General features: G+C 69.8%; 18 protein-coding genes. 7 read left to right on the top strand and 11 right to left on the bottom strand.

Annotation, left to right across the window (positions count from 1 at the left end; genetic code table 11):
- Nucleotides 1-17: 17 nt before the first annotated feature.
- The 5 genes from C1737_RS25035 to rpmF all read right to left on the bottom strand — a co-directional run bounded on the left by C1737_RS25035 (nt 18) and on the right by rpmF (nt 4617).
- Nucleotides 18-575: a molybdenum cofactor biosynthesis protein B gene (locus C1737_RS25035; RefSeq protein ID WP_067921405.1), complete on the bottom strand. Its 558-nt coding sequence runs from the start codon at nt 573-575 to the stop codon at nt 18-20.
- Nucleotides 575-2053 (bottom strand): S1C family serine protease, encoded by a 1479-nt coding sequence (locus C1737_RS25030; RefSeq protein WP_067921407.1) that lies wholly within the window; start codon nt 2051-2053, stop codon nt 575-577. The genes C1737_RS25035 and C1737_RS25030 overlap by 1 nt, the downstream gene beginning before the upstream one ends.
- 76 nt (nt 2054-2129) lie before the next feature.
- The gene (locus tag C1737_RS25020; RefSeq protein WP_067921409.1) at nt 2130-3674 is read right to left on the bottom strand and encodes a HAMP domain-containing sensor histidine kinase; all 1545 of its coding nucleotides are present in this window, start codon (nt 3672-3674) and stop codon (nt 2130-2132) included.
- A 16-nt stretch (nt 3675-3690) separates the two neighbouring features.
- Nucleotides 3691-4377, bottom strand: a complete 687-nt coding sequence (gene mprA, locus C1737_RS25015) for a two-component system response regulator MprA (RefSeq protein WP_067921411.1) — start codon at nt 4375-4377, stop codon at nt 3691-3693.
- A 66-nt stretch (nt 4378-4443) separates the two neighbouring features.
- Nucleotides 4444-4617: a 50S ribosomal protein L32 gene (gene rpmF, locus C1737_RS25010; RefSeq protein ID WP_007168835.1), complete on the bottom strand. Its 174-nt coding sequence runs from the start codon at nt 4615-4617 to the stop codon at nt 4444-4446.
- A 290-nt stretch (nt 4618-4907) separates the two neighbouring features.
- Between rpmF and C1737_RS25005 the strand changes: the two genes are divergently transcribed.
- From C1737_RS25005 to C1737_RS24975, 7 genes are all read left to right on the top strand, one after another.
- A complete protein-coding gene (locus C1737_RS25005) occupies nt 4908-6617 on the top strand; it encodes an acyclic terpene utilization AtuA family protein (protein ID WP_068098764.1) in 1710 nt (569 codons plus the stop codon).
- Nucleotides 6614-7762 (top strand): acyl-CoA dehydrogenase family protein, encoded by a 1149-nt coding sequence (locus C1737_RS25000; RefSeq protein WP_068098766.1) that lies wholly within the window; start codon nt 6614-6616, stop codon nt 7760-7762. Before C1737_RS25005 ends, C1737_RS25000 begins: the two co-directional genes overlap by 4 nt.
- The gene (locus C1737_RS24995; RefSeq protein ID WP_102419718.1) at nt 7759-9354 is read left to right on the top strand and encodes an acyl-CoA carboxylase subunit beta; all 1596 of its coding nucleotides are present in this window, start codon (nt 7759-7761) and stop codon (nt 9352-9354) included. Before C1737_RS25000 ends, C1737_RS24995 begins: the two co-directional genes overlap by 4 nt.
- Before the next feature lie 5 nt (nt 9355-9359).
- Nucleotides 9360-11348, top strand: a complete 1989-nt coding sequence (locus C1737_RS24990) for a biotin carboxylase N-terminal domain-containing protein (protein ID WP_102419717.1) — start codon at nt 9360-9362, stop codon at nt 11346-11348.
- The gene (locus C1737_RS24985; protein ID WP_067921423.1) at nt 11348-12514 is read left to right on the top strand and encodes an acyl-CoA dehydrogenase family protein; all 1167 of its coding nucleotides are present in this window, start codon (nt 11348-11350) and stop codon (nt 12512-12514) included. Before C1737_RS24990 ends, C1737_RS24985 begins: the two co-directional genes overlap by 1 nt.
- A gap of 10 nt (nt 12515-12524) precedes the next feature.
- Complete coding sequence (locus C1737_RS24980) at nt 12525-13304, top strand: enoyl-CoA hydratase family protein (protein WP_067921425.1); 780 nt, start codon at nt 12525-12527, stop codon at nt 13302-13304.
- 106 nt (nt 13305-13410) lie between these two features.
- Nucleotides 13411-14013 carry a DUF1707 domain-containing protein gene (locus C1737_RS24975; protein WP_067921427.1) on the top strand — a complete coding sequence of 201 codons (603 nt, stop codon included), beginning with the start codon at nt 13411-13413 and terminating at the stop codon, nt 14011-14013.
- Between the two features lie 2 nt (nt 14014-14015).
- On the opposite strand, the gene C1737_RS24970 is transcribed toward C1737_RS24975, so the two are convergent.
- From C1737_RS24970 to C1737_RS24945, 6 genes are all read right to left on the bottom strand, one after another.
- On the bottom strand, nt 14016-14864 hold the full coding sequence (locus tag C1737_RS24970; RefSeq protein WP_102419716.1) for an aldo/keto reductase: 849 nt from the start codon (nt 14862-14864) through the stop codon (nt 14016-14018).
- Nucleotides 14865-15058: 194 nt separating this feature from the next.
- Nucleotides 15059-17047: a VWA domain-containing protein gene (locus C1737_RS24965; RefSeq protein WP_067921431.1), complete on the bottom strand. Its 1989-nt coding sequence runs from the start codon at nt 17045-17047 to the stop codon at nt 15059-15061.
- Nucleotides 17040-18425 (bottom strand): ATP-binding protein, encoded by a 1386-nt coding sequence (locus C1737_RS24960; RefSeq protein WP_068098781.1) that lies wholly within the window; start codon nt 18423-18425, stop codon nt 17040-17042. Before C1737_RS24960 ends, C1737_RS24965 begins: the two co-directional genes overlap by 8 nt.
- 41 nt (nt 18426-18466) lie before the next feature.
- A complete protein-coding gene (gene purH / locus C1737_RS24955) occupies nt 18467-20071 on the bottom strand; it encodes a bifunctional phosphoribosylaminoimidazolecarboxamide formyltransferase/IMP cyclohydrolase (RefSeq protein ID WP_068098782.1) in 1605 nt (534 codons plus the stop codon).
- Nucleotides 20068-20715 (bottom strand): phosphoribosylglycinamide formyltransferase, encoded by a 648-nt coding sequence (purN, locus tag C1737_RS24950; RefSeq protein WP_102419715.1) that lies wholly within the window; start codon nt 20713-20715, stop codon nt 20068-20070. The genes purH and purN overlap by 4 nt, the downstream gene beginning before the upstream one ends.
- A gap of 11 nt (nt 20716-20726) precedes the next feature.
- A complete protein-coding gene (locus C1737_RS24945) occupies nt 20727-22109 on the bottom strand; it encodes a DUF6350 family protein (protein ID WP_102419714.1) in 1383 nt (460 codons plus the stop codon).
- Nucleotides 22110-22123 lie beyond the last annotated feature (14 nt).

The following is a 22123-nucleotide window of genomic DNA, read 5'->3' as shown; positions in this document are numbered from 1 at the left end:
CGGAGCCTTTCGGGCGGTCAGATCTCCAGGCTGGACAGCTGCCCGATGATCTGGGCGGCCAGCGGGTTCAGCGTCGCCATCCCGTCGCGCACCGCATACCGGGAGCCGGCCAGGTTCACCACCAGCGTGCTGCCGGACACCCCGGCCAGACCGCGTGACAATCCGGCGTCGATGATGCCCGCGGACAGCCCCGATGCCCGAATCGCCTCGGCGATGCCCAGGATTTCGCGATCCAGGATCTCCCGGGTGGCTTCCGGGGTGACGTCACGCGGCGTGACGCCCGTGCCACCGACGGAGACCACCAGGTCGACGCCACCGATCACCGCGGTGTTGAGCGCGTTGCGGATCTCCACCTCGTCCGCCGCGACCGCGACCACGCCGTCGACCACGAAACCCGCCTCGGTCAGCAGCTCGGTGACCAGCGGACCGCTGTGGTCCTCGTCCCCGTGGGCGGTGCGATCGTCGACGACCACGACCAGGGCCCGTCCGACCACCAGCTCCGCGCCCGTCTCCATGGGTGCCACCGTATAACCGAGCTCCGACAGTCCCGCCGCCGAGGGTTCTTCGACTCGCATTACTGATCCGCCTTCCCCAGAGTCACCGGCACGGTACGGCTGCCACCACCAGCGGGATCCTGGAAGGTCAGCGAAATCTTGTCGCCGGGCGCCTTGGACCGCACGGCGGCCACCAAGGCGTCGGCGCTGTTGATCGGGCGGTCGTCGACCTTGGTGACGATCACGTTCTTGGGGACCCCGGCGGTCGCGGCCGCGCCGTTGGGCACGACGTCGACGACCTTGGCGCCCGGGGAGCCCTTGTCGTTCGTCACCTGCACGCCCAGCGAGGCGTGGGACGCCTTGCCGGTGCTGATGAGCTCGTCGGCGATGCGCTTGGCCTGATCGACCGGGATCGCGAACCCGAGCCCGATCGAACCGCTCTGCGCGTCGGGCGAGTCCGCGCCCAGGGTGGCGATCGCCGAGTTCACGCCCACCAGCTGGCCGTTCATGTTGACCAGCGCGCCGCCGGAGTTGCCGGGGTTGATCGCGGCGTCGGTCTGGATCGCGTCGAGCACGGTGTTCTGGTTGCCCGACTCACCGGTGGTGGACACCGGCCGATTCAGCGCGCTGACGATCCCGGTCGTCACCGTGCCAGACAAGCCCAGCGGCGACCCGATGGCCACCACCGGCTGGCCGACGCGCAGATCCGACGAGGAACCCAGGGAAATCGGGGTCAGGCCGTTGACTCCCTGCACTCGGATCACCGCGATGTCGCTGGTCGGATCCGCGCCGACGACGGTGAACGGCGCGGTGCGGCCGTCGGAGAAGGTCACCGTCGTCTTGGGAGCCGGACCACCAGGTCCGCCACCGGGACCCCCGGGAGGGGCGGCGGGGGGAGCGCCGGGAACGCCGGGCGCCTTCGGCGGCCCCGCGGCCGCCGCGACCACGTGGTTGTTGGTGAGGATGAGCCCGTCCGCGGACAGGACGATGCCGGAGCCCTCTTCGGACTGGCGGCCCAGATCGGTCTCCAGCATGACGACGCTGGGGACCACCTTGGAGGCGACCTGTTCCACGCTGCCGGGCGGCATGTTCGCCGCGGGAACGCTGGGGGCACCGATGACGGTGCGCCCGTTGCCGTTGGACGGGTGCGTGCCCAGCTCGACGGCCGTGGCCGCGGCTCCGCCGACGCCGGCGGAGACCACCGCGATGGCCAAGGCGCCGACCGCCAACAGCCCTGCGCGGGGCCGCTTTTGGGGGCCGGGCGGCATCGGCGGCATCATGCCGGGGATCGGGCCGGTGCCGGCGGCCCCGGGCATGGGGCCTACCCCGGTCCCCCCTGGTATCCGGCCGGGGCCCGTGCCGTTGAACGGGTCGTAGGGCTGCCGAAACTGGCTCGTCTGGGATTGCTGCCGCCAGTCGAATGGCTGGCTATACGGTGGCTGATGCCCCTGGCCGTAAGCAGAGGTCCCCGGATGGGTCGGAGTGGGCGCAGGCTGATTCGGCACGGGACGGTATCCCGGCTGCTGCGGCGGTGGCGAATACCTCGGGTCATTCGTCATGTCGCTGGGTCGCACTTCCTCTATCTCGGTATTCGGCTCGTCGGCTCGACGAGCTTCTCAAACAGTAGCTGCAGACCTACCTTGCCCGCGCGGACTGAGAGTCCACTGAGATAACGTTCGCCGGTTCCCGAGAGTTCGACTGGTCGGTGGCCACCGGGACGGTGGCATCCGATCCTTCTTCGGGGTTCTCGGCGGCGGGCGCCGGATACGGGGAGAGCGGCATCGGCCGGCCGGGCAGCAGGACGTAGAACGAGGTCCCCGGCGGCTGTCCGCCGGGCACGGTGTCCTCGACGCGAAGCAGCCCACCGTGATTCAGCACGACCTTCTTGACGATCGCCAGCCCAAGGCCGGAGCCCGGCATGGCGCGTGCCGTCGTCGAACGGTAGAACCGCTCGAACACCAGGCGGCGTTCGTGCGGCGGGATGCCGGGGCCTTGATCGGACACCACCAGCTCCGCGTGCGACGGGTCGAGCTGGCGCATGGTGACGCCGACGCGCCCGCCCGGCGGGCTCCACTTGGCCGCGTTGTCCAACAGGTTCAGCACCGCCCGCGACAACCCGGCGGCGTCGCCGTACACCTGCCAGGGGGTCACGTTCACGTCGAAGTGAATGTCGTTGCGGCGCCGCCGGACCCGCTCCAGGCTGCGATCGATCACCTCGGACATGTCGACCGGCTCGTGCACCACCTGTCCGGCATCGTCGCGGGTGAGGTCCACCAGATCGCCCACCAGCGTGGACAATTCCTCGATCTGCGCCAGCACGTCGGCGCGCAGCTCGACCATCTCCTGCTCGGGCAGCCGCGGCGCGCCCGGTTCCATCGAAGCCATCAGCAGCTCGACGTTGGTGCGCAGCGACGTCAGCGGGGTGCGCAATTCGTGTCCGGCGTCGGTGACCAGCCGCGCCTGCCGCTCGCGGGATTCGGCCAGCGCACGCAGCATCAAGTTGAACGCCTCGGTGAGCCTGGCCAATTCGTCGCTGCCGAACACCGGGATGGGCCGCAGGTCGTCGGTGCGCGCCACCCGTTCGGCCGCCTCGGTCAGGCGGGCCACCGGTCGCAGACCCGCCCTGGTGACCATGCCGCCCGCCACCGCGGCGACGGCGACGCCGATGCCGCCGACGATCAGCAGCACCAGACGCAGCTTGGTCATCACCGCCTCGGTCGGTTTGAGGCTCTTGGAGATCAGCAGCGAACAGCCGTTGGGCAGGTGGATGGCCAGCACCCGCTGATCGAGCGCGGTGCGCCGGGACATGAACAGGTCACCGCGGATCACCGCCTTTTCCGGCGCGCCGACCGGCAGCGTCTGACCCGGCTGCTGCGCGGTGTAGATCGAGTGGCCCGGGTTCACCAGCATCGCGTTGACGTCCGAATAGGCGGTTCCCTCGATGGCCTTCCCGGGGTCGGCGGCCAGTGAACCGCTGGCGATGAGCAGCTGCGCCCGGCTCTGCAACTGGTTGTCGATATCGCTATACAGCGCAGCCGAAATCACCGCATACACGGCGAACGCCATGAGCACGACCACCATCGCCACCATCGACATCGCCAGCAGCATGACGCGCCACCGCAACGACAGCGAGCTGGTGGCGCGAAGCGGAACGCGTTGGGGCCGTTGGTATCGGATCATCGTCGAATGCGGCTCGTCACGGCGGCGTCTCGCGCAGCACGTAGCCCACGCCGCGGACCGTGTGGATCAGTCGGGGCTCACCGTCGGCTTCGGTCTTGCGGCGCAGGTAGCCGACGTAGACCTCCAGCGCGTTGCCGGAGGTCGGGAAGTCGAATCCCCACACCTCTTCCAGGATCCTGCTGCGGGTGAGCACGCGGCGAGGATTGGCGATCAACATCTCCAGCAGGGCGAATTCGGTGCGCGTCAGGCTGATCTGGCGCTGCCCGCGGGTGACTTCGCGGGTCACCGGGTCCAGCGTCAGGTCGGAGAACGTCATGGCCACCGAGTCGGCGTCCTCGTCAGGCTTGGTGCGGCGCAGCAGCGCCCGCATCCGGGCCAGCAGCTCCTCCAGCGCGAACGGCTTCGGCAGGTAGTCGTCCGCGCCGGCGTCCAGCCCGGCGACCCGCTCGGAGACCGAGTCACGCGCGGTGAGCACCAGGATCGGCAGGTCGTCTCCGGTGCTGCGGAGCTGACGGCACACCTCGAGGCCGTCCAGCCGCGGCATCATCACGTCGAGGACGAGCGCGTCGGGCCGGTCGCTGGCGATCATCTCCAGCGCCTCCAGCCCGTCATGGGCCAACTCCACCGAGTAGCCATTGAAGGAAAGCGACCGCCGCAGCGACTCACGCACTGCGCGATCGTCGTCGACGACCAGTATCCGCACGGGGCTAGTGTCGTCCCGACGCCTGAGAGCGGCCTGAGAGGCGCGCCGGGTGTTTGCCGAGATTAACTAACGCCGGTCCAGGTCGATCAGGCCAAGCCGGGCGGCCTTGAGCAGCCGGCGGGGGACCTTGTGCTTCTGGCCCGCGACCGTCACACCGACGAGCTCGGTCTTGGTGGCCTTCCACTGCGCGCGACGGCTACGGGTGTTCGCGCGCGACATCCTGCGCTTGGGTACGGCCATGGTCGGGCCTAACTCCTCGTGTCGGGGGCGTGTCGCGGGGGGTGGCCCGGGGGGCCGAACGTGCGACGATTGCTACCAGGATAGTCGGTGGCCTGCTGCGCACCAAAACGACGGCCGCCGGCGCCCGGATTGCCGTGACGGCTGCGATCCGGCGCCGTCATACGACCGTGGTGGCGATCTCGGCGCCGGAGGCGATCGGACGTCCTTGACGGGGCACCGGCGCGACCCGCTAACCTACCGGTTGGTTGGTTGGTTTGCGCTCACCGGTGAATCGCAGATGGGAGGACCGCATGGCCTCTGACGCTGGTCACGACCCTGTCCGGATCGCGAACTGCTCCGGGTTCTACGGCGACCGGCTGTCGGCGATGCGGGAGATGCTCACCGGCGGGGAGGTGGACTACCTCACCGGCGACTACCTGGCCGAACTGACCATGCTGATCCTGGGCCGCGACCGGATGAAGCATCCCGAGCGCGGCTATGCCAGGACCTTCCTGACCCAGCTCGAGGATTGCCTGGGCGAGGCATGCGACCGCGGCGTCCGCATCGTCGCCAACGCCGGTGGCCTCAACCCGGCCGGGCTGGCCGACGCAATCCGCGCCCTGGCCGAACGGCTCGGCATCCCGGCCCGCGTCGCCCACGTCGAGGGGGACGACCTGCTGGCGCGCGCCGCCGACCTCGGCCTGGGCACCCCCCTGACCGCCAACGCCTACCTGGGCGCGTGGGGCATCGCCGACTGCCTGGGCGACGGCGCCGACGTGGTCGTCACCGGCCGGGTCACCGACGCCTCGGTGATCGTCGGCGCCGCGGCGGCCCACTTCGGCTGGGGACGCACCGACTACGACGCTCTCGCCGGTGCCGTGGTCGCCGGCCACGTCATCGAGTGCGGCGTGCAGGCCACCGGCGGCAACTACTCCTTCTTCACTGAAATCGCCGACCTGACCCACGCCGGCTTTCCGCTGGCCGAGGTGCACGCGGACGGCTCGTCGGTGATCACCAAGCACCCCGGCACCGGCGGCCTGGTCAGCGTCGACACCGTCACCGCGCAGCTGCTCTACGAGATCACCGGCGCCCGCTACGCCAACCCCGACGTCACCGCCCGGATGGACACCGTCGAGCTGTCCGTCGAGGGCCCCGACCGGGTGCGCATCAGCGGCGTGCGGGGCGAGCCGCCGCCGCCCACCTACAAGGTGTCGCTCAACGGCATCGGCGGATTCCGCAATTCCATGACGTTCGTGTTGACCGGGCTGGACATCGAGGCCAAGGCCGACTTGGTGCGCCGGCAGCTCGAGGCCGCGCTGACCGTCAAGCCCGCGGAGCTGCAGTGGTCGCTGGCGCGCACCGACCACACCGACGCCGACACCGAGGAAGCCGCCAGCGCGCTGCTGCACTGCGTGGTCCGCGATCCCGATCCTTCAAGCGTCGGGCGTCAATTCTCTTCGGCCGCCGTCGAATTGGCACTCGCCAGTTATCCCGGCTTCCACGTGACCGCCCCGCCGGGCGACGGCCAGGTCTACGGCGTGTTCACCGCCGGCTACGTCGACGCCACCCAGGTGCCGCACCTCGCGGTGCACGCCGACGGCTCCCGCGTCGAGATCCCTTGCGCCACCGAGACTCTGGAGTTGGCGCCCGCCGATCCCCCGGCGTTGCCCGAGCCGCTTCCGGACGGCCCGACCCGGCGCGTTCCGCTGGGCCGCATCGCCGGCGCGCGCAGCGGCGACAAGGGCGGCTCGGCGAACGTCGGGGTCTGGGTCCGCACCGACGAGCAGTGGCGCTGGCTGGCCAACACGCTGACCGTCGAGCTGCTCACCGAACTGCTGCCCGAGGCCGCGGAGTTCGACGTGACCCGCCACGTGCTGCCCAACCTGCGCGCGGTCAACTTCGTTGTCGACGGCATCCTGGGCCAGGGCGTCGCCTACCAGGCGCGGTTCGATCCGCAGGCCAAGGGGCTGGGCGAATGGCTGCGCGGCCGGCACGTCGACATCCCCGAAAGGCTGTTATGAATCTCTGGACGACCCCCGAGCGCGAAGCGTTGCGAAAGACCGTGCGCTCCTTCACCGAACGCGAGATCCTGCCGCACGCCGACGAGTGGGAGGGCAGCGGCGAGCTGCCGCGCGACCTGCACCGCCGGGCCGGGGACGCCGGCCTGCTGGGCGCGGGCTTTCCCGAGGCGGTCGGCGGGGGCGGCGGCGACGGCGCGGACGCGGTGATCATCTGCGAAGAGGTGCATCAGGCCGGCGCACCGGGTGGGGTTTTCGCGTCGCTGTTCACCTGCGGCATCGCGGTGCCGCACATGATCGCCTCCGGCGATCAGCGGCTGATCGAAGAGTTCGTCCGCCCGACGCTGGCCGGCGACAAGATCGGCGCGCTGGCCATCACCGAACCCGGCGGCGGCTCGGACGTGGGACACCTACGGACCTCGGCGGTGCTAGACGGCGACCACTATGTGGTCAACGGCGCCAAGACCTACATCACCTCCGGGGTGCGCGCCGACTACGTCGTCACCGCGGTGCGCACCGGCGGTCCCGGCGCGGCGGGCGTCTCGCTGCTGGTGGTCGAGAAGGGCACGCCGGGTTTCGAGGTGAGCCGCAAGCTGGCGAAGATGGGATGGCGGTCCTCGGACACCGCCGAGCTGTCCTTCGTCGACGCCCGTGTGCCGGCGGCCAACCTGGTCGGCGCCGAGAACAGCGGCTTCCTGCAGATCGCGCAGGCGTTCGTCTCGGAACGCATCGGCCTTGCCGCGCAGGCCTATTCGAGCGCCCAGCGGTGCCTGGACCTGACGGTGCAGTGGTGCCGCGACCGCGAGACCTTCGGGCGGCCGCTGATCTCGCGGCAGTCGGTGCAGAACACGCTGGCCGAGATGGCCCGGCGCATCGACGTCGCGCGGGTCTACTCCCGCCATGTGGTCGAACGCCAACTGGCCGGTGAGGCCAACCTGATCGCCGAGGTGTGTTTCGCCAAGAACACCGCCGTGGAGGCCGGCGAATGGGTGGCCAATCAGGCCGTGCAGCTGTTCGGCGGCATGGGCTACATGGCCGAATCCGAAGTCGAACGCCAATACCGGGACATGCGGATCCTGGGCATCGGCGGTGGGACCACCGAAATCCTGACCTCGCTGGCCGCCAAGACGCTGGGATTCCAATCGTGAGCACACTGAAGTCCACGCTCGACCCGAACTCCCCCGCCTACGCCGACGCGGCGTCGACGGCGACCACCCGGCTAGAGGAGATCGACGCCGAGCTCGCCAAAGCGCTTGCCGGCGGCGGGCCCAAGTACGTCGAACGCCACCACGGGCGCGGCAAGCTGACCGCCCGGGAACGCATCGAGCTGCTCCTCGACCCCGACTCCCCGTTCCTCGAGCTCAGCCCGCTGGCGGCCTACGGCAGCGCGTTCACCGTCGGCGCCAGCACCGTCGACGGCATCGGAGTCGTGTCGGGCGTGGAGTGCCTGATCGTCGCCAACGATCCGACGGTCAAGGGTGGCACCAGCAACCCGTGGACCCTGAAAAAGATCCTGCGGGCCAATCAGATCGCGTTCGAAAACCGACTGCCCGTCATCTCGCTGGTGGAATCCGGCGGGGCGGACCTGCCCACCCAGAAAGAGATCTTCATCCCCGGCGGCCGGATGTTCCGCGACCTCACCCGCCTGTCGGCGGCCGGCATCCCCACCGTCGCGCTGGTGTTCGGCAACTCCACCGCCGGCGGCGCCTACATTCCCGGCATGTCCGACCACGTGGTGATGATCAAGGAACGCTCCAAGGTGTTCCTGGCCGGTCCCCCGCTGGTCAAGATGGCCACCGGCGAGGAATCCGACGACGAATCGCTCGGCGGCGCCGAAATGCATTCCCGAGTCTCCGGTTTGGGCGACTACTTCGCCGTCGACGAGCTCGACGCCATCCGCATCGGGCGCCGCATCGTCGCCCGGCTGAACTGGCGCAAACAGGGTCCCGCGCCGGGCCCGGTCGCCGATCCGTTGTTCGACGCCGAAGAGCTGATCGGCATCGTGCCCGCGGACCTGCGCATCCCGTTCGACCCGCGCGAGGTGATCGCCCGCATCGTCGACGGCTCGGAATTCGACGAATTCAAGGCCATGTACGGCTCGTCGCTGGTGACCGGGTGGGCCCGCCTACACGGCTATCCCCTGGGCATCCTGGCCAACGCGCGCGGCGTGCTGTTCAGCGAGGAGTCGCAGAAGGCCACCCAGTTCATCCAGCTGGCCAACCGCTCGAACACGCCACTGTTGTTCCTGCACAACACCACCGGATACATGGTGGGCAAGGACTACGAGGAGGGCGGGATGATCAAGCACGGCTCGATGATGATCAACGCCGTCTCCAACTCGACCGTTCCCCACATCTCGCTGTTGATCGGCGCCTCCTACGGCGCCGGCCACTACGGCATGTGCGGGCGCGCCTATGACCCGAGGTTCCTGTTCGCCTGGCCCAGCGCCAAATCCGCGGTGATGGGCGGCGCCCAGCTGGCGGGCGTCTTGTCGATCGTGGCCCGCGCCGCCGCCGAGGCCCGCGGCCAGCAGGTGGACGAGGAGGCCGACGCCGCGATGCGCGCGGCCGTCGAGGGCCAGATCGAAGCCGAGTCACTGCCGCTGGTGTTGTCCGGAATGCTCTACGACGACGGGGTGATCGACCCACGCGACACCCGCACCGTACTGGGAATGTGTTTGTCCGCCATCGCCAATGGCCCGATCAAGGGGACGTCGAACTTCGGCGTCTTCCGGATGTGAGCCCCATGGTTACTCGAGTGCTGGTCGCCAACCGCGGCGAGATCGCCCGACGGGTGTTCGCCACCTGCCGGCGGCTGGGCCTGGGGACCGTCGCCGTCTACACCGACCCGGACGCCGCCGCGCCGCATGTGGCCGAGGCGGACGCGCGGGTGCGGCTGCCGAAGGCCAACGACTACCTGAACGCCGAGGCGATCATCGCCGCCGCCCGCGCCGCAGGGGCCGACGCGGTACATCCCGGGTATGGGTTCCTCTCGGAGAACGCCGATTTCGCGGCCACCGTGCAGGGCGCGGGCCTGACCTGGATCGGGCCGCCGGTGGACGCGGTGCGCGCGATGGGCTCCAAGATCGAGTCCAAGAAGCTGATGGCCGCCGCCGGGGTTCCGGTGCTCGACGAACTCGACCCCGACGCCGTCACCGAGGCACAGCTGCCCGTGCTGGTCAAGGCCTCCGCCGGCGGCGGCGGCCGCGGCATGCGGGTGGTGCGCGAATTGTCCGCTCTCGCAAGCGAAGTGGAGGCCGCGCGCCGGGAGGCGCAGTCCGCGTTCGGCGACCCGACCGTATTCTGCGAGCGCTACCTGCCCACCGGACACCACATCGAGGTGCAGGTGATGGCCGACACCCACGGCACGGTCTGGGCCGTCGGCGAACGGGAATGCTCCATCCAGCGCCGGCACCAGAAGATCATCGAAGAGGCCCCTTCCCCCTTGGTCGAGCGCATACCGGGCATGCGGGCCAGGCTGTTCGACGCGGCGCGGCTGGCTGCCGGCGCGATCGGCTACACCGGCGCCGGCACGGTGGAGTTCCTCGCCGATGACGACGGCGAGTTCTACTTCCTGGAGATGAATACCCGCCTGCAGGTCGAGCACCCCGTGACCGAGGAAACCACCGGGCTCGACCTGGTGGAACTGCAGCTCTCCGTCGCCGCAGGCGACCGGCTCGACGCCGAACCGCCGGCCGCGCAAGGGCATTCGATCGAGGCCCGGCTTTATGCGGAGGATCCCGCCCAGGGCTGGCAGCCGCAGGCCGGCCGGGTGGACAACTTCGAGGTGCCGGCGGTCCGATCGCGATTCGGCACGCTGGGTCACCGGACGGGCATCCGCCTCGACTCGGGCATCGGCGCCGGGTCGACGGTATCGATTCACTACGACCCAATGCTGGCCAAGGTCATCTCGTACGCGCCGACCCGCAGGCAGGCGGCGCTGGTGCTCGCCGACGCGCTGGCCCGCACCCGGCTGCACGGCCTGCGCACCAACCGTGAGCTGCTGGTCAACGTGCTGCGCCACCCCGCGTTCCTCGACGGCGACACCGACACCGCGTTTTTCGACACGCATGACCTGACGAAACTGTCGGCCCCGCTGGCCGACGGCGCCACCGTCCGGCTGTCCGCGATCGCCGCCGCGCTCGCCGACGCCGCGCACAACCGCGCGACCGCGCCGGTCCTGGGATCGCTGCCCAGCGGCTGGCGCAACCTGGCGTCCGGCTATCAGGTGAAAACCTACCGCGACGCCGACGGCGGGGAGCATCGGGTCGAATACCGTTTCACCAGAACGGGATTGCTCCTGGCCGACCCCAACGTTGCTGAGCCGGTCCGGCTGGTCTCGGCGACGGCGGACGAGGTCGTGCTCGCCGACGGATCCGGGGTGGCGTGCGGCTTCGCCGTCGCGCGCTACAGCGACAACGTCTACGTCGACTCGGCGCGCGGGCCGGTCCACCTGGTGGCGCTGCCACGTTTCCCCGAGCCCGGTTCGGCCGTCGAGCAGGGCTCGCTGGTCGCGCCGATGCCCGGCAACGTGATCCGCCTCGGCGCCGAGATCGGCGACAACGTCACCGCCGGGCAGCCACTGATCTGGCTGGAGGCGATGAAGATGGAGCACACCATCACCGCCCCCTCCGACGGCCTGCTCGCCGAGCTCAACGTCGAAACCGGTCAGCAGGTCGAAGTGGGCGCCGTCCTGGCAAGAGTGGAAGCGCCCCAACCAGAAGGAGATTCGTAATGACCGACACCAGCTTCATCGAGAGCGAGGAACGGCAGGCCCTGCGCAAGTCGGTGGCCGCGTGGGCCGCCAACTACGGCAGCGAGTACTACCTGAAGAAGGCCCGCGCGCACGAGCACACCGACGAATTATGGGCGGAGGCGGGCAAACTCGGCTTCCTGGGAGTCAACCTGCCCGAGGAGTACGGCGGCGGCGGTGCCGGCATGTACGAGCTGTCGCTGGTGATGGAGGAGATGGCCGCCGCGGGCAGCGCGCTGCTGCTGATGGTGGTATCCCCGGCGATCAACGGCACCATCATCAGCAAGTTCGGCACCGAAGAACAGAAGAGGCGCTGGATCCCCGGCATCGCCGACGGCACCCTGACGATGGCCTTCGCCATCACCGAGCCCGACGCAGGCTCCAACTCCCACAAGATCACCACCACCGCCCGCCGCGACGGCAGCGACTGGATCCTCAAGGGCCAGAAGGTCTACATCTCGGGCATCGACCAGGCACAGGCCGTGCTGGTGGTGGGTCGCACGGAAGAGGCCAAGACCGGCAAGCTGCGGCCGGCGCTGTTCGTGGTGCCCACCGACGCCCCCGGATTCACCTACACGCCAATCGAAATGGAGCTGATCAGTCCCGAGCGGCAGTTCCAGGTCTTCCTCGACGACGTCCGGCTGCCGGCCGACGCGCTGGTCGGTTCCGAGGACGCCGCGATCGCGCAGCTCTTCGCCGGCCTGAACCCCGAGCGGATCATTGGCGCCGCCAGCTCGGTCGGGATGGGACGGTTCGCCCTCGAGAAGGCCGCCGACTACGTCAAGACCCGCCAGGTGTGGGGCACGCCGATCGGCGCGCACCAGGGGCTGTCGCACCCGTTGGCCCAGTGCCACATCGAGGTGCAACTGGCCAAGCTGATGATGCAGAAGGCCGCCACGCTCTACGACAGCGGCGACGACGCGGGCGCGGCCGAGGCCGCCAACATGGCCAAATACGCTGCGGCCGAGGCGGCTACCCGCTCGGTCGATCAGGCCGTGCAGTCGATGGGCGGCAACGGGCTGACCAAGGAGTACGGCGTCGCCGCCATGCTCGCCTCGGCCAGGCTCGGGCGGATCGCCCCAGTCAGCCGGGAGATGGTGCTCAATTTCGTGGCGCAGACATCGCTGGGTCTGCCTCGGAGCTACTGAAGCCGTACTGATGGAAACGCTGGTCGAATACGCCGGTCCCACCGAGACCGGGGGCCCGTTCGCGCGGCTGACGCTCAACTCGCCCCACAACCGCAACGCGCTTTCGACCGCGCTCGTCGAGCAGTTGCATCAGGGGCTGCGCGACGCGCAGGCGGACGCGGCGGTGCGGGCGGTCGTACTCGGGCATACGGGCAACACCTTCTGCGCCGGGGCGGACCTGAGTGAGGCCGGCGCGGGTGACCCCTTCGACATGGCCGTCGCGCGGGCCCGCGAGATGACCGCGGTGATGAGGGCCATCGTCTCCTCGCCGCTGCCGGTCATCGCCGCCATCGACGGGCATGTCCGCGCGGGCGGGTTCGGGCTCGTCGGTGCCTGCGACATCGCCGTCGCCGGGCCGCGCAGCACCTTCGCTCTGACCGAGGCCCGAATCGGCGTCGCCCCGGCGATCATCTCGCTGACGCTGCTGCCGAAGCTGTCGCCACGCGCCGCGGCGCGCTACTACCTGACGGGCGAGACGTTCGACGCCGCCACGGCGGCGGACATCGGACTGATCACGATGGCCGCCGAGGACGTCGACGCCGCGGTGGGCGGACTGCTCGCCGACGTGGGCCGCGGTTCGCCGCAGGGGCTGGCGGCCTCCAAGGCGCTGACCACGGCGGCGGTGCTGGAAGGGTTCGACCGCGACGCCGGACGGCTCGCCGAAGAGTCGGCCCGGCTCTTCGTATCCGACGAAGCCCGCGAGGGCATGCTGGCGTTTCTGCAGAAGCGCGCCCCGAGCTGGACGAGTTAGCCAGGTGTCAAACAAACCCCGCCGCCCGAACCGGCCGGCGCGGGTCAAGGTTGCAGTTTGACCAATCCTCTTGCGGCAATAGCCGGACGTCGTAGGCTCGTGGGTGATGAGCAACTCCGCGCAACGCGATGCGAACGACACGCGCGACGAATCGTCGCGCGCGGCCGACACTGATCGCATCCAGCTCGCGCAGTTGCTGGCGTACGCGGCCGAGCAGGGCCGGCTGCAGATGAAGGACTACGAAGACCGTCTGACCAGGGCGTATGCCGCGACCACGTACGCGGAACTGGACCAGCTGCGGGCCGATCTGCCGGGCGCACCCATCAGCCCGCGCCGCGGCGGCAAGCCCAACCCCGCACCGTCAACGTTGCTGCTGGCTCTGTTGAGCGGCTTCGAGCGGCGGGGCCGGTGGAACGTGCCCAAGAAGCTGACCACCTTCGCCTTGTGGGGCAACGGCGTGGTGGATCTGCGCTACGCCGACTTCACCTCGACCGAAGTCGACATCCATGCGATGTCGATCATGGGTGCGACGAAAATTTTGCTGCCGCCCGAAGTCAACGTCGAGATCCACGGCCGCGGCGTCATGGGCAACTTCGACCGCAGCGTCCTCGGGCAGGGCACCCCCGGCGCACCGAAGGTGAACATCCATGGCTTCTCGCTGTGGGGCGCCGTCGGCATCGTTCGCAAGGCCCGCCGGCCCCGCGGCTAACGTCAGCCGGGCACGTAATCGAACTTGTCGGGGTTGGGCCCGTTCCGACCCGCTTCACCCTTGTCCAGGGCTGAGATCGCGTCCATGTCGGAGTGATCCAATTCGAAATCGAAGATCTCGAAGTTCTCCTTAACCCGTTCCGGGGTCACCGACTTGGGGAAGACGATGTCGCCGCGCTGAATGTGCCAGCGCAACACCACCTGCGCCGCCGTCCTGCCCCGCGCCTCGGCGACGCGGTTGATCACCGGATCGTCGAGCACGTTGCCCTTCGCGATCGGTGCCCACGCCTCGGTGACGATGCCGTGTTCGCGTCCGTACGCCCGGACCTGTTCGTTACCGAAGTAGGGATGAACCTCGATCTGATTGACCGACGGGACGGTGTCGGTTTCGTTTGCGAGCCGAACCAGGTGCGGGACTTGGAAATTCGAGACGCCGATGCTGCGGGCGCGCCCGTCGCGGGCGAACTCTTCCAACACTTTCCAGGTCGAGACGAAGTCGCCGTCATAGAGCGTGGGCAGCGGCCAGTGGATGAGGAACAGGTCCACGTAGTCGGACCCGAGGGCCTTGAGCGTTCCGTCGAAGGCGCGGCGCGCGTCGTCGGGTTTGTGGAACCCGTTGTTCAGCTTGCTGGTGATGAACACGTCGCCGCGATCGAGACCCGCGTCCCGGATGCCTTGACCGACTTCGGATTCGTTGCCATACATCTCGGCGGTGTCGATGTGCCGGTAGCCGATCTCGAGCGCTGTCTTGACCGCCGCCGCGGTCTGGTCGGGCTTGATCTGGAACACGCCGAAACCAAGCTGCGGAATGCCGGCACCATTGTTGAGTTCGATCGTTGGAACCTTGCTCATGCATCTCCTCCTTCGTGAAGTCCTATACCCGGTCGGCCACGGTCCTATCGGCGGCGACGAGCATCCCGGTACCAGGGCGCACCCGGTACCCCAGCCTGGCCGAGGCCGGACGTGCGTGTCTTCGCCGCTGGCGTCCATTGACGCTGCGGGCCACCGCCAGTGAGCGCATGCCGGCTAGCCGCAACCCGCGCGGGCTAGCGGCGGCGCGACCGCAGGTAGTCGCCCACCACGGCCGCGCCCAGGCCGTCGAGGTCGGGCACCACGACGCGTCCCTCGACGCGCCGGGCGACCTGGTCGATGAACCGGGCCAGGCCGGGGTCGCTGCCCAGCCGGAAGATGGTGATCTGCGCGCCCAGGCGGGCCATGTCGTCGAAGCCGCGCACGGTATGGGCGATGGTCCGCGGGTGCGGCGGGTAATCGAAAAACACGGTGGTGCCGTCACCGTCGAAGTCCTCCAGGTGGGCGGTGGGCTCACCGTCGGTCACCACCAGGACGACGGGCTGCGCGTTGGGGTGCCGCCGGAGGTGCCGGCCGGCCAAGGCCAGCGCGTGATGAAGGTTGGTGCCCTGCTCGTAGACGCCCTCCAGGCCGGTGAGCTCGGCGGCGGTCACCGTCCGGGCGTACCGGCCGAACGCGATGATCTGCAAGGCGTCGGAACGAAATCGCGTGCACACCAGGTGATTGAGCGCCAGCGCGGTCTGCTTCATCGGCAGCCAGCGATTCTCCATCACCATGGAGAACGACGTGTCCACCAGCAGGGCGACCGCGGCCTGGGTGCGCGTCTCGGTCTCGGAGACCTCGACGTCGTCCACGGCGATCTTCAGCGATCCGGTACCGCCGTCCAGGGTGGCCGTTCCCGCCTGCCGCAGCACCGCGTTGGTCAGCGTTCGGGAGATGTTCCACGGCTCGGTGTCACCGAACTGCCACGGCCGGGTGGCGCCGGTGAGTTCGCCGGCCGCTCCCGCGCGCCGATGGTCGCGCTCGCCGCGCCGACCGGAAAGCTGTTGCGCCACATCGCGCAGGGCCGTCTCGCCCAGCCTGCGCATGGCCTTCGGGGAGAGCCGCCACTGGCCGTCGGAACCCCGGTCCAGGAATCCCTGATTGACCAGCGCCCGTTCCAATTCGGCGAGCGTGCGCGCGTCGACGGCGGCCTGGTCACCGAGCTGGCGGGCCAGCGCGTCGAGATCGACGTCGTCCATGGTGGCGCCCGGGTAGCTTTGCGAGAGTTGTTCGGCCAGCTGCTCGAGCTCGGCGACGTCGGCCAGCGCCTGCGTGCCCTCGCCCATGCCGAACGGGTTGTCGCCGGAGAACTGCTCGGACCCGGTCCAGTCCTCCCCCGGCCGGGCGGCCTGCAGATGCGCGTCGAGCCGGTTCAGCGCCTGCATCAGCGCGGGCGACCCGAATGCCTGCTGCGCCAACGCATCCAGCTCCGCCCGCTGGTCGGGGCTCAGGCTGTTGCGGAAGCGTTGCGCGGCCGCGGCGCGCTTGGCCAGCGAGTCCAGCAGCTCGTCGACGTTGCGCGGGTTCTCCGGGAAGAACTCGCCGTGCTTACTCATGAAATCCTGGAAGTCCTGCTGGGTGTCCTCACCGCGGGAATGCTTGTCCAGCAGATCGTTGAGGTCGTTCAGCATGTCGTTGACGCGCTGGCGGTCCTCGTCGGTGGCGCCCTGCAGGGCCTCCTTCATTCCGGCGAAGCGCTGGTCGAGCATCTCGCGGCCGAGGAGATCCTTGATCTGGTCGTACTTCTCACGCGCCTCGTTGCTGCGCCAGTTGTAGTCGGAGAGCTCCTGAACGGCCTTGGCCGGCGATGCCGGCAGGGCGTCGAGCTGGAGTTCGCCGAAGCGGGCGTCGTCGTCGAGCGCGCGGGCCAGTTCTTTGCGTTCGGCCAGCACCGCCTCGTCGAGCAGCTTCTTGATCTCCTGCAGGGTGCCGTCCAAGTTGTTGCGGCGCAACAATTCCCGTCGGCGTCGGTTCGCCTCGGCCGCCAGCCGGTCGGCGCCGGGCATGTTCTTGGTGCCGCGGCGCAGCAGCTCGGACAGCGCGCGGCGCGGTGAGGTGCCGGCCATGACGTCCTGCCCGATCTGCTCGAGGGCCTCGCGCAGGTCCACCGGCGGGGCCAGCGGGTCCGGCCCGCCGGTGTACGCCGAGTACCGTAGGCGGTGCCCCTTAAAGGGTTCAGCCATAGACCGTTTGGCCCTCCCCGGACACCTTGTCGATCCGCTTGGCCAGATACAGGGCCTCCAGCGCGAGCTCCAGCGCGGCGGCGCGCTCGCCCTCGGACTGGGCGTTGACCTTGGCCGCGATCTTGTCCACCACGGGCAGGGCCGGAACCGCGGCCAGCACATCCTTGGCCGACACCCGCTCGCCCGTCGTGACCGCCGAACCGCCCTCGACCGCGGACACCAGCGACCCCACGTCGATGCCGCCGAGCACCCGCGACGCGGTGTCGGCCGTGGCCCGGCGCAGCAGGTGCTCCAGCACGGCTTGCTCGCGGCCCTCCTCACCGGACTCGAATTCCAGCTTGCCGCGCAGGACGTCGATCACCGTGCCGAGGTCGACCACCCGGGCCACCGGGTCGGTCTCCCCGAGCACCGCGCCGCGGTGCCGGGCGGCGGCCGCTACCGTTTCGGCCGCGGCGATCGCGAACCGCGCCGACACCCCGGAGCGCTGGTCGACCGAACTGGACTCCCGCAGATACCGGGCGAACCGGGCGATCACCTGCATCAGGTAGTCGGGCACCAGCGCGGACAGGTGCGCCTCCTGCACGATCACGCCCACCTCCGCGTCGAGCTCCAGCGGGTAGTGGGTGCGGATCTCCGCGCCGAACCGGTCTTTGAGCGGGGTGATGATGCGACCGCGGTTCGTGTAGTCCTCGGGGTTGGCGCTGGCCACCACCAACACGTCGAGCGGCAGGCGCAGCGTGTACCCGCGCACCTGGATGTCGCGCTCCTCCATCACGTTGAGCATCGACACCTGGATGCGCTCGGCGAGGTCGGGAAGCTCGTTGACCGCGACGATGCCGCGGTGCGCGCGCGGGATCAGGCCGTAGGCGATGGTCTCGGGGTCTCCCAGGCTGCGGCCTTCGGCGACCTTGATCGGGTCGATGTCGCCGACCAGGTCCGCGACGCTGGTGTCCGGCGTGGCCAGCTTCTCGGTGTAGCGCTCGCTGCGGTGCTTCCACTCCACCGGCAGGTCGTCGCCCAGGGTGGCGGCCTTGCGGATGGACTCCGGTGTGATCGGTGAGTAGGGGTGCTCGCCCAATTCCGCCCCGGCGATCACCGGCGTCCACTCGTCGAGCAGCCCGACCAGCGCCCGCAGGAGCCGCGTCTTGCCCTGGCCCCGCTCGCCGAGCAGGACGAAGTCGTGTCCGGCGATGAGCGCCCGCTCCAGCTGGGGCAGGACGGTGTCGTCGAAACCCAGGATCCCGGGCCAAACCTCGTCGCCCTCCGCCAGCGCGGTCAGCAGATTTTCCCGGATTTCCTGTTTGACTCCCCGCTCACGGTGGCCGGCGGCACGCAGCTCGCCGACGGTTCGGGGCAGATTGCTGGGTGATGGCACCACTCCACGCTACGCGTTGGCCAATCGCCGCACGCGCCGAACGTTCAGTGCGCGAAGTGACGGGCCCCGGTCAGATACAGCGTGATGCCGGCGTTGGCCGCCGCCGCGGTCACCTCGTCGTCGCGCACCGACCCGCCGGGGTGCACGATCGCCTTCACGCCGGCGGCCGTCAGCGTCTCGAGCCCGTCAGGGAACGGGAAGAACGCGTCGGATGCGGCCACTGCGCCGCCGACAGCTCTGACCCGATCGCCGCCGCGCGCATTCCCTCTTTCAACGGCCAGCCGGGCGGCGTCCACCCGGTTCACCTGTCCCATGCCGACGCCGATGGTGGCCCCGCCGCCGGCGATCACGATGGCGTTCGACTTCACCGCGCGGCACGCCCGCCACGCGAAGACCAGGTCGGTCAGCGTCGCCGGATCGGCCGGGGACCCCGTAGCCAAGGTCCAGTTCGCCGGGTTGTCGCCGTGCGCGTCGAGCTCGTCGCGCTGCTGCACCAGCAGCCCACCGCTGATCGGCCGCAGCTCGGTGCCGCCGGTCAGCGGCTCGGAGGCCAGCAGCACCCGGATGTTCTTCTTGCGCGTCAGCGCCTCCAAAGCCTCCGGCGCGTAGGCGGGCGCGATGATGACCTCGGTGAAGATGGTGCTCACGTACTCGGCCATCTCGAGGCTGACCTCGGTATTGGCCGCGATGACGCCGCCGAAGGCGCTCAGCGGATCGCATTCGTGGGCCTTGCGGTGCGCGTCGGCCACCGATTCGGACGAGATGGCGATCCCACACGGGTTGGCGTGCTTGATGATCGCGACGCAGGTCTCTTCGTGGTCGAAGGCGGCCCGCCATGCCGCGTCGGCGTCGGTGAAGTTGTTGTACGACATCTCTTTTCCGTGCAGCTGCTCGGCTTGCGCCAGTCCCGGCCATGCGGCCGGGTCGCTGTAGAGCGCCGCCTGCTGGTGCGGGTTCTCGCCGTAGCGCAGCATCGCCGTGCGGGTCCAGCTGCGCCCCAGCCACTTGGGGAACGCGGTCGGCGGGTGCTCCGGCGCCAGCGTCGACTCCATCCAGCCCGCGACGGCGATGTCGTATTCCGCGGTGTGCTGAAACGCCAGCGCGGCCAGCTTCTTGCGCTCGGCGAGGGTGAAGCCGCCGTGCCGCACCGCGGCGAGCACGCCGTCGTAGCCGCGCGGGTCGGTGATCACCGCCACGCTTGGATGGTTCTTCGCGGCTGCGCGGACCATCGACGGCCCGCCGATGTCGATCTGCTCGACGCACTCGTCGAGGCTGGCGCCCGAGTCCACGGTCTCGCTGAACGGGTAGAGGTTGACGACGACGAGTTCGAAGGCGGCGATCCCGAGTTCCTCGAGCGCCGCGGCGTGCTCGGCCTTGCGAAGATCCGCGAGCAGCCCGGCGTGCACCCGCGGGTGCAGCGTCTTGACCCGGCCGTCGAGCACCTCGGGGAAGCCGGTCAGCTCCTCCACCCGGGTGACCGGAATCGCTTTGTCGGCTATGGTCTTCGCCGTCGACCCGGTCGACACGATCTCGACGCCCGCGTCCGCCAGCCCTTGGGCGAGTTCGACCAGGCCGGTCTTGTCGTAGACGCTGATCAACGCGCGGCGGATCGGCCTTTTCGCCGTTTCCGGCCAGTCGTCGGTGCTCATCGGTTGCTCGCCTTTCGTCCGATCGTCGCTGTTCTCCCGACCAGGGTCAGGCCGCCGGTCGCGATCCCGGCCACCACGTCCACCAGGAGCTTCCGCTCGGTGACCTTGATGCGTTCGTGCAGGGTCTCGACGCTGTCGCCGTCGAGCACCGGCACGGCCTGCTGGGCCAGGATCGGCCCGGTGTCCGTCCCGGCGTCCACCAGGTGCACCGTACAGCCTGTGACCTTGACGCCGTAGGCCAACGCGTCGGCGACCCCGTGCGCCCCGGGGAACGCCGGCAGCAGCGCCGGATGCGTGTTGACGATCCGCCCGTAGAATCGGGAAAGAAATTGCGGCCCAAGTATTTTCATGAACCCCGCCGACACCACCAGGTCGGGCGAGTTGGCCGCCGTGGTCTCGGTGATGGCCGCGTCCCAGGCGGCGCGGTCGGGGTAGTCGCCGAGGCGGGCGGTGAAGGTCGGCAGTGCGGCCCCAGCGGCGATCTCGAGGGCCGGGCAGTCGCGATCGGCGCCCACCGCCACCACCCGGGCCGGGTACTCGCCGGCCGCGGCGTCGAGCAGGGAGCTCAGCAGCGACCCGGTGCCCGACGCCAGCACCACCACCCGCGCCGGCGCGCTCGGGGGCACATGGAGCGATTCGGGCACAGGGAGAAAGCCTAGTGGGGGTACTCGTCGTGGTCGCGGTCGGTCGCGGTCGGCTCCGCGTCGCCGGGGGGCGCCGCGACCTCGTCGCCGGTGATCGCCGCGTCGTCGTCGCTGACGGGCGCGTCGTCAGCGGCGACCTCGTCGGGATCGGCGAAATCGGCCGGGGGCTCGTCGATCGGCTCGCCGTCCGGCTCGTCGAAGATCTCCGCAAAGTCCGCGGGCGCGGCCGCGGCGGGCGCGGGCTTGGGCTTGGGCCGTCGGGGCCGCGCCCGGACGCCGCCGGTCATGAACAGCGTGATCCCGCCCACGACCGAGAACCAGAAGAACACCCCGGCCAGCAGGGCGCCCTGGTCGACGCCGACATCGCCGAAGTTTCCCAGCCGGCCGCTGCCGCCGTAGGCGAGCAAGGACATCGCCAACGCCCCCGCGGCCGAGGCGATCAGCAGCTTGGCCATCGCCGGGATCAGCGGCAGCGCGCGCCGAGCGCACTGTTGCCCGACCGCCACCCCGGACGACGCCCCGATGATCAGCAGCGCGACCCATACCGGCCCGAGCGGCGGCCGGGGGGCGGCGGCCAGGATCGGCAGCGCCGGGATGTCGCCGCCGAACACGGTGAACGAACTGAACGTCGCGAATCCGAGGTGGGCGCTGGACCCGACGGCCATCGCCGAGGTGCCGACGATGACGTTGGGTGCGTACAAGATCGACAGCACCGTGAGGCTGAACTGCCCGAAGATCGAATCGGTGATCCCGTAGAGGTCTTGCATGGTCGCCCAATGCACCACCAGCGAGGCCGCCGTGACCATGCCGGACAGCCCGAGCAACGCCAGCACACCCGCGGACGCGGCCCGCAGGGCGTCGCCCAGCCACGGCGGCAGCGACGACGCCGCCAGCGCCCGTCGTCCCACCCGGGACCACACGCCGATCGCGGCGCCGACGGCATGCACGACCAGAACGCTGGCGAACGCGCGCAGGGCGCTGGGCGTCTGCAGCTCGGTGATCACCGACGACGCGTCGTGGATGACGGCCAGGGCGATCGCCGCGATCAGCAGGGGGCCGCCCAGCGCGGACGCGACGACCCAGCGGACCACCAGCCACGAGGAATACGGGGAGATGGCCCGCGCCGTGCTGCGCGCCGTGGCCCAGATCATCAGCAGCACCGGCAGTAGCGGCATGACGCCCAATTCGCGGCCGCCGATGGAAATCGGCACCTGGTGCACGCCGAGCCACATGCTGGCGATCGCGCCCAGCGCCCCGGTCATGTCGCTGTTGGCGATCAACAACTGCAGCAACGTGACCGCGGCGATGATGACCAGGGCCACCACCGCCGGTCCGAACGCAACTCGGACTAGGTCACGCGCCTGGCGGGCGCCCGCTGGCCGGCCGTTTTCCACCCGTGTCACTCTTG

Source organism: Mycobacterium sp. 4858 (assembly GCF_900240975.1).
In the GTDB taxonomy this organism is placed as follows: Bacteria; Actinomycetota; Actinomycetes; order Mycobacteriales; family Mycobacteriaceae; genus Mycobacterium.
This window is presented reverse-complemented; position numbering and strand designations above follow the sequence as displayed.

What these genes read in the sequence shown, in the direction of transcription:
- C1737_RS25030 (WP_067921407.1), bottom strand. Translation starts at nt 2,053, where the DNA reads ATGACGAATGACCCGAGGTATTCGCCACCGCCGCAGCAGCCGGGATAC.
- C1737_RS24990 (WP_102419717.1), top strand. Translation starts at nt 9,360, where the DNA reads ATGGTTACTCGAGTGCTGGTCGCCAACCGCGGCGAGATCGCCCGACGG.
- C1737_RS24975 (WP_067921427.1), top strand. Translation starts at nt 13,411, where the DNA reads ATGAGCAACTCCGCGCAACGCGATGCGAACGACACGCGCGACGAATCG.
- C1737_RS25000 (WP_068098766.1), top strand. Translation starts at nt 6,614, where the DNA reads ATGAATCTCTGGACGACCCCCGAGCGCGAAGCGTTGCGAAAGACCGTG.
- C1737_RS24980 (WP_067921425.1), top strand. Translation starts at nt 12,525, where the DNA reads ATGGAAACGCTGGTCGAATACGCCGGTCCCACCGAGACCGGGGGCCCG.
- C1737_RS25035 (WP_067921405.1), bottom strand. Translation starts at nt 575, where the DNA reads ATGCGAGTCGAAGAACCCTCGGCGGCGGGACTGTCGGAGCTCGGTTAT.
- C1737_RS25005 (WP_068098764.1), top strand. Translation starts at nt 4,908, where the DNA reads ATGGCCTCTGACGCTGGTCACGACCCTGTCCGGATCGCGAACTGCTCC.
- purH (WP_068098782.1), bottom strand. Translation starts at nt 20,071, where the DNA reads ATGAGCACCGACGACTGGCCGGAAACGGCGAAAAGGCCGATCCGCCGC.
- C1737_RS24965 (WP_067921431.1), bottom strand. Translation starts at nt 17,047, where the DNA reads ATGGCTGAACCCTTTAAGGGGCACCGCCTACGGTACTCGGCGTACACC.
- rpmF (WP_007168835.1), bottom strand. Translation starts at nt 4,617, where the DNA reads ATGGCCGTACCCAAGCGCAGGATGTCGCGCGCGAACACCCGTAGCCGT.
- C1737_RS24985 (WP_067921423.1), top strand. Translation starts at nt 11,348, where the DNA reads ATGACCGACACCAGCTTCATCGAGAGCGAGGAACGGCAGGCCCTGCGC.
- C1737_RS25020 (WP_067921409.1), bottom strand. Translation starts at nt 3,674, where the DNA reads ATGATCCGATACCAACGGCCCCAACGCGTTCCGCTTCGCGCCACCAGC.
- C1737_RS24970 (WP_102419716.1), bottom strand. Translation starts at nt 14,864, where the DNA reads ATGAGCAAGGTTCCAACGATCGAACTCAACAATGGTGCCGGCATTCCG.